This window comes from Flavobacterium sp., from assembly GCF_035760125.1.
Taxonomy (GTDB): Bacteria; Bacteroidota; Bacteroidia; order Flavobacteriales; family Flavobacteriaceae; genus Flavobacterium.
The window spans coordinates 1-6,645 of record NZ_DASTTN010000439.1 but is presented as its reverse complement, the minus strand read 5'-3'; the positions used below and the strand labels follow the sequence as shown (position 1 = coordinate 6,645).

Annotated in this window: 6 protein-coding genes; 1 reads left to right on the top strand and 5 read right to left on the bottom strand. The window is 38.0% G+C overall.

The genetic code is table 11. The features are described from left to right. Together VFS71_RS15555 and VFS71_RS15550 are read right to left on the bottom strand one after the other, a co-directional pair. Positions 1-871, bottom strand: an 871-nt coding sequence (locus VFS71_RS15555) for a sugar-binding domain-containing protein (RefSeq protein WP_326402392.1), incomplete at its 3' end; no start/stop codon positions are given. 20 nt (positions 872-891) lie between these two features. Next, positions 892-2,175: a DUF3863 domain-containing protein gene (locus VFS71_RS15550; protein WP_326402395.1), complete on the bottom strand. Its 1,284-nt coding sequence runs from the start codon at positions 2,173-2,175 to the stop codon at positions 892-894. Between VFS71_RS15550 and VFS71_RS15545 the strand changes: the two genes are divergently transcribed. Then, the gene (locus VFS71_RS15545; protein ID WP_326402396.1) at positions 2,123-2,359 is read left to right on the top strand and encodes a hypothetical protein; all 237 of its coding nucleotides are present in this window, start codon (positions 2,123-2,125) and stop codon (positions 2,357-2,359) included. The two genes, VFS71_RS15550 and VFS71_RS15545, sit on opposite strands and share 53 nt — an antisense overlap. A gap of 118 nt (positions 2,360-2,477) precedes the next feature. Here the strand turns inward: VFS71_RS15545 and VFS71_RS15540 are convergent, their stop codons facing one another. The 3 genes from VFS71_RS15540 to VFS71_RS15530 form a co-directional block, all read right to left on the bottom strand. Beyond that, positions 2,478-4,118 (bottom strand): beta-N-acetylhexosaminidase, encoded by a 1,641-nt coding sequence (locus VFS71_RS15540; protein WP_326402390.1) that lies wholly within the window; start codon positions 4,116-4,118, stop codon positions 2,478-2,480. Positions 4,119-4,331: 213 nt separating this feature from the next. Continuing rightward, positions 4,332-5,414, bottom strand: a complete 1,083-nt coding sequence (locus VFS71_RS15535; RefSeq protein ID WP_326402389.1) for an alkaline phosphatase family protein — start codon at positions 5,412-5,414, stop codon at positions 4,332-4,334. Between the two features lie 9 nt (positions 5,415-5,423). Further along, positions 5,424-6,645 (bottom strand): glycoside hydrolase family 125 protein (locus VFS71_RS15530; protein WP_326402387.1); only part of this gene is annotated, 1,222 nt, incomplete at its 5' end.

Sequence of the window (6,645 nt, the reverse complement as noted above, 5' to 3'; positions counted from 1 at the left end):
TTACTTTTTTGCTTTTTGTAAAAATCACTTTGCCTAATGCATCAATTAATTTTGCTTCAACTACTTGATTTTTTTCAGCAACGGTCCCTAAATTTTTAAGTTTGACCTCTACATTCAAACTTCCGTTTTTGTAGTTGACATCAAGATCGGGTTTTGCAAAAAAATCATTAATCCGAATGTCGGCGGTGCTGTACAAAGAAACAGTGCGGTCAATTCCTGAAAGTCTCCAAAAATCTTGATCTTCCATATAGGAACCGTCACTCCAACGGTAAACCTCGACGGAGATATCATTTTTTCCTTGTTTCACATACTTGGTAATATCAAATTCCGCTGGACTTTTGGTATTTTCAGTATAGCCAACCTTTTCACCATTAACCCAAATATACATTGCAGAAGTTCCTGCTTCAAAGTGAAGAAACACATGGCGATTGTCCCAGTTTTTTGGTAGAACAAACTCTCTCTTATATGACCCGACAGGATTATCCGAGTGATCAATAAAAGGTTCGTTGTTAGGAAAAGGATACGTTATATTGGTGTAGATTGGAATTCCATAACCTTTTAATTCCCAATTGGAGGGAACCTGAATTTCTTTCCAATTACTAGTGTTATAAGCATTTTTATAAAAATCAGTTGGTCGTTTTTCTGGTGTAGGTGACCAATTAAATTTCCAATTACCATTCAAATTCATGTACCATGGCGAAGCAGCATAATCATCGGCTATTGCTGTTTTTTCATCAGAATAAGGAACGAAAGCGGCGCGGGCAGGTTCCCTGTTTATCTGAAAAACAGAAGGATTTTCCCAATCGTTTGTCTGTGAAAAAGAAATCATATTCATTGTCAACAGAAAAAATAAAGCTATTTTTTTCATCATTACTATTCTTAAATTTTTATTCAGAACAATTCGGGATAATATTTTGCAATCAATTGTTGATCCTCCGCACTGAGGTCTTTCAGGGATACAGGTACATCCTGCGGGCGCAAGCCTTTCTGATTTATTCGGTTCATCAAAGTCCAATCTTTTACTGGATGCTCAGGACTTGGATCAGCAGGTTCACTGGCCGGAAGGTCATATCGTGTAAAGTCAATCACCTTTTCGGGCGTGTTTTTATGCCAATCCCGTAATAATGCCAACCTGAAGCTTTTGTTCATAAACCAACGTATTTCTTCGTTGCCATTTGAATTTCCGATCCCTAGCCCTTTCTCTTCAAAACGATAATTCCACTTTTCATTGTTTGGGTAATGCTTGCGCCAAATTTCACCATACTCCCCGAATGTGATGAATTGAACATCTGGCCATCTTTTTTTTGTATCGCCAACCCATTTTTCCATAGCTTGCAAGATAAATTTATCTCCCCAGTCATTTCGTTCTGGTTTTTTTACCAATTGAGCTTCCCAAATATTTGGTATCCAGCCAAAACCATTAAGTTCAAACCCACGGTCGAAGTGGAGAGATTGGGTATGCATAACGGAGTAATGCCCCATTTCTAGCCCTAATTCGCAATAGCTTTCTATGGGGCCTACTCCACGTCTGCTGGAAGCTCCGTTAAAAGGTGTAGTTCCCTCAATACCCCCACTCTGTCTGGCGCATAGAAAATCCACACTCCAACCATCCAAGTTGACACAATCAATAAAATCAGCTTTGCTTTGGGCTGGTTTGCAATAATGCTCCTTTGATGGGTAATATGGATAAGAAGGAGAACCATCTGCCCCTCCTCCATCTACTGCATGCTGGCTCCATATTACTGCATGAGCCACATGTATTTTTTCTACTTCAGCAAGATAGCGTAGGCTTTCAGCTGACATAAATCCTCCTATTATGCATTTTGGACGATATCCACCGCCAACAAAACTGGTAATAGTCTTTAAGGCTTCCGATATTTCTTTGTTAACCCGCTGTCTCGGAAGGTACATGCCGGGAAAATAGCCTGGAAAATAGGTGACTTCATCACCATGTTTCTTTTGGCACTCCGCTGCATAGCTTCTTATATCAGCATAATTATCACGCTTATCTTCAAGTGCATTAAGGGTAAATCCCCACGTAAGACGACCATCAGGGTTGTTCTTCATAAAGGCTTCGCGAATACTGCGCACTACCTCCAACGTATGAATTTCTGATTCGTCAATGTCAAGTAATTTAACATCCCTTGAAACTTCCCAAGGCGTTGTACGAATCATTATGCAAAGGGTTACAAACCTGCCCCCCATCAATGGTTGTACTGATAAAAAAGGAGGAAGTTCATTTGCTGCAAATAAACTGTTTCCCATTGCAGATGCGGCCATAAAACCAGCCGATGCTAACACTGTATTCTTAATAAAATCGCGCCTTTCCATTTTAAAAACTATTTTGTTATTAGAGTAGTTGAATCTTAATTATTAAACGTTGTCGGTAATACCATTCCATAATCCCTCTTGATTGAATCTATGAGTTCAAGTATTCCAGCCTGTTTCCATAAATAATCAAATCGTTGTTTTTTAACTTAGTACTGTCCCTTAAAATAATTAGCTCCCCACAAACTGTATCTTTTTTTCTGGGTCTCTATTTTTGCCTGAAAATCAGACCAATTCTTTTTCTCTTTTGGAGACCAAAGCACTTCACTTAAAGCACTCAAACGTGGAAAGATCATATATTCCACTTTGGCTGAATTTTTTATATACTCTGCCCAAACATTACCTTGCGCTCCCATTATATACTTAGCCTCTTGCTTGCTCAATTCCTTAGGAACAGGTTCATAACTGTACACTTTTTCCAAGTTTATATAACCGCCTATAGTTACTTCTTTTTCATTTTTGGTTTGTGAATAATCCAAATAAACATGACTACTTGGAGACATAATTACATAATGTTTATCTCTGGCTGCAGTTATACCTCCAGTTTCACCTCTCCAACTCATTACAACTGCATTTGGGGCAATGCCGCCTTCCAGAATTTCGTCCCAACCTATTATTGTTCTTCCTTTTCCATTAATATATTTCTCCATGCGCTGGATAAAATAACTTTGAAGTTCATGCTCGTCTTTCAATCCTTTTTCTTTTATCAGGTTTTGACAAAACTCACTTCTTTTCCAATTATTTTTAGGCGATTCGTCTCCACCAATATGGATGTATTTTGAAGGAAACAAGGTCACCAATTCATCGATAACATCTTGCAAAAATTTGAATGTATATTCAGTTGGAACATAAACATCATTAAAAACATCCCATGTTTCCTGAACAAGCTTTATTTTTCCGCTTGCCAATTCTTGTCTGCTTTTATCTGAAATCATTTCATCTGTGAGTTGTTCCGTTTTTTCTTCTGGGAAACAGCTCAACTGAGGATATGCAGCAATCGCGGCACTACTGTGTCCCGGCATTTCGATTTCCGGGATTACAGTAATAAAACGATCCGCAGCATATTTTACGATATCTTTTATTTCTTCATGAGTATAAAATCCACCTTCGGGAGTATTATCGCTTCCTGTACCGGGTTCATGGCCAATAATGGTTCCGTTTCTTTTGGAACCTATTTCTGTCAGCCTAGGGTATTTTTTAATTTCAATTCTCCAACCTTGATCGTCCGTTAGATGCCAATGAAAATAATTCATTTTATGCAAAGCCAAATAATCAATGTATTTTTTCACAAAGGCTACCTGAAAAAAGTGACGCCCAACATCTAACATAGCTCCTCTGTAAGCAAAACGGGGCTCGTCTTTCACATTAACCGAAGCTACTACTAGATTATTGCTTTTTTCTACGGGCAACAATTGAATTAATGTTTGCATACCGTAAAAGGTACCAATTGGAGAATTCCCCTCAATTACAACTCTTTTTTCATCTGACACTAAACTATAGCCTTCACTTTTAAGTCCCTCTATATCCTTGCGACTCTTCAACTTAATACAATTTTCATCTGCTTTTTTAACGACTGGTAATTCAAAACCGTAATAATCCTTTAAATATTTATTCAAGAAGGCTACGGTCTTCTTATTTTCATCATTGGTAACAACCAGACTGGTTTTAGTATTAATTATAAAACTCCCAGCGCTCTTGATAACTTCTACCGGCTGAGGAATGATACTTACTTCCTGTGCAAATGACACAGCATTACATAAAAGAAGTAAAGCGATAAATGATTTAACCATAATTATTTATATAAATCGTTGGGCGCAATTAATTTTAAACAGATAAATGATATAAGTGTTATTAACCTGAGTTCGATTATCGATTTTTTTTAATGATGACAAAAAAGCAAAGTGACTCCCTTTGAGCCCCGATTGCTTCACCAATATTTTTTAGCTTACTGAACAATAGAAAATTATTGATTCATTAAAAAACGATTACTCGAAAAAAGTTTACTATTTCAATACTTCTGTTATTTCTTTAGCTATAGGATGTTCTGCTTTAAACGTATATCCCATCAGCTTAGCAATGGTTTGGGCAAATTGTTGTTGATAGAGCTGCCCTTCTATTTTCATTTCTCCTTTGCCATTAATTCCAGCTCCCATAGCGGCAAACCATATTTCGGATGCGTCCTGAATAGAACTGCCATGATCAGTCCATTCCTGTTTTACTCTATCACCACGACCATGATCTGTCGTGATGAATAAAGCTGTTTTATTTTTATATTTCGGGTCATTTTGTACAAACTCCCAAATTTGTTTAATCCATGCATCAACCTGATGAGCGGCATCCAAATAAGAACGATATTGACCTGAATGTGCCCACTCATCTGTTTCTCCAAAAGCAACAAACAATACTTTTGGCTTATTTATTTTTAATTCCTCCAAGGCTTCATACTGCGTAAACACATCTAAGCACTCGTCGGCATGGAAAGGCTTATAAGAATCGTTAAGCATGTTATTGATCAGCTTCTGCTGTTCCGTTGGGGTATTCCCTCCAATATTGTCAAAAGCAGAAGCCACGGGGATTCCGCTTCGTTTTTCATTTAAAATTCGGTCAAATGCTTCCCATGCGCCAAAAGCCGCCACTTTTCCTTTTAGTTTTGGTTGTTGGTTTAAAAACTCTAGTACGGTAACATGTGGATTCGGAGCATAATCATTTGAATCTATGGCAGGATCTCCATAACCAGTCATTATTTCGCTATAACCCGGATAGCTGAACCAATGCGGATTGGCATTATTTACTTTACTTCCATAATTTCTGTTGCCATATAATTGTCCTTTTGAAGCAACAACTGACCACATAAATGGCATCAATTTTTCTCTACGTTCTTTAATATCAGCACTCCAGTATTCATTAAAAATATAGGTGCTGTCCCCTTGATTAAATTTTTTGTCTTTGGCGATTGTCTGATCCATTCCTTCAAAAAGCTCATGCCATCTTAGACCATCCGTCGTTATGATGATAATGTTTTCTGCCTGTTGTGCATAAGATAAAGCACCCGTAAAAATCAGCAATAGTAATAATGATTTTTTCATACGTCGATATTAAATATTTTTATCAGCTAGAATATTTGGGTGGTTTTTGCTCATATTGACAATCAATTCTCCAAACAAAGTATTGGCCCATGCAAACCATTTGCGTGTGAATTTTTTTGCGTCGTCTTTATGAATCGATTCGTGCATAAATCCTGTATCAGCATGAGTTTTCTTCAAGGTGCTGATGCAATTTCGAATTTCGTTTTCATCCACACTCGTGATGGCTCTCAGAATGATACTCATTGGCCAAATCGTGTCGGCTCCGGTGTGTGGTCCACCAATTCCTTCAGCTGCTTTTCCTTTGTAGAAAAATGGGTTGTTTTCTGAAAGAACTACTTTTCGGGTATTTAAATACAAAGGGCTGTCTGGTTTTATGGCGCCCAAATAAGGCAACGATAATAGTGAAGGTACATTGGCATCATCCATGAAATGGAAACTACCATAACCGTTTACTTCAAATGCAATGATTTCACCAAATTTAGGGTGGGTAATAATTCCGTTTTCTTTCAGTCCTTTTTGAACTTCAGCTCTCAATTCGGTCGCTTTTTTTACGATTTCATCATCTTTCAAAGCCGGAGTCGAACACATTTCAATCATGTATCCCAATATTTCGATGGCAAACATATTGCTTGGGATCAAATATCCGAACAAGGTGCTGTCGTCACTCGGGCGAAAAGTAGAAACAATCAATCCACAAGGTTTTACTGGATAGCCATAACCGGAAAGAGCCACACCATCAGTAGCCCATTCTGTTTCCCTTTGAAAAGTATAAGGCCCTTTGTCTGTCCAGCGCTGTTGTTCTTTGAACGTTTGCAAAACCAAATGCATGGCTTTTTTCCAATCCCCATCGAACATCGAGATATCACCGGTTTCCTTCCAATAGCCATGTGCCAAGCGAACTGGATAACACAAACTGTCTATCTCCCATTTGCGTTCATGGATTCCAGGCTTCATAGTTGTAAAATCACTTTTCCACTCGCTCTCCTGATTGAAATCTTTGTAAAAGGCATTTGCATAAGGGTCTAACAAAATACATTTCGTCTGGCGGTTGATAACCCCTTTTACCAATTCTTTTAGTTTCTTATCTTCTTTTACAAATGGAAGATAAGGCCAAATTTGAGCGGTAGAATCTCTCAACCACATCGCATCAATATCACCCGTTATCACATAAGTATCCGGTTTTCCATCGATGATTTCAAAATCAACAGTTGTGTCCAAAGTGTTTGGAAAA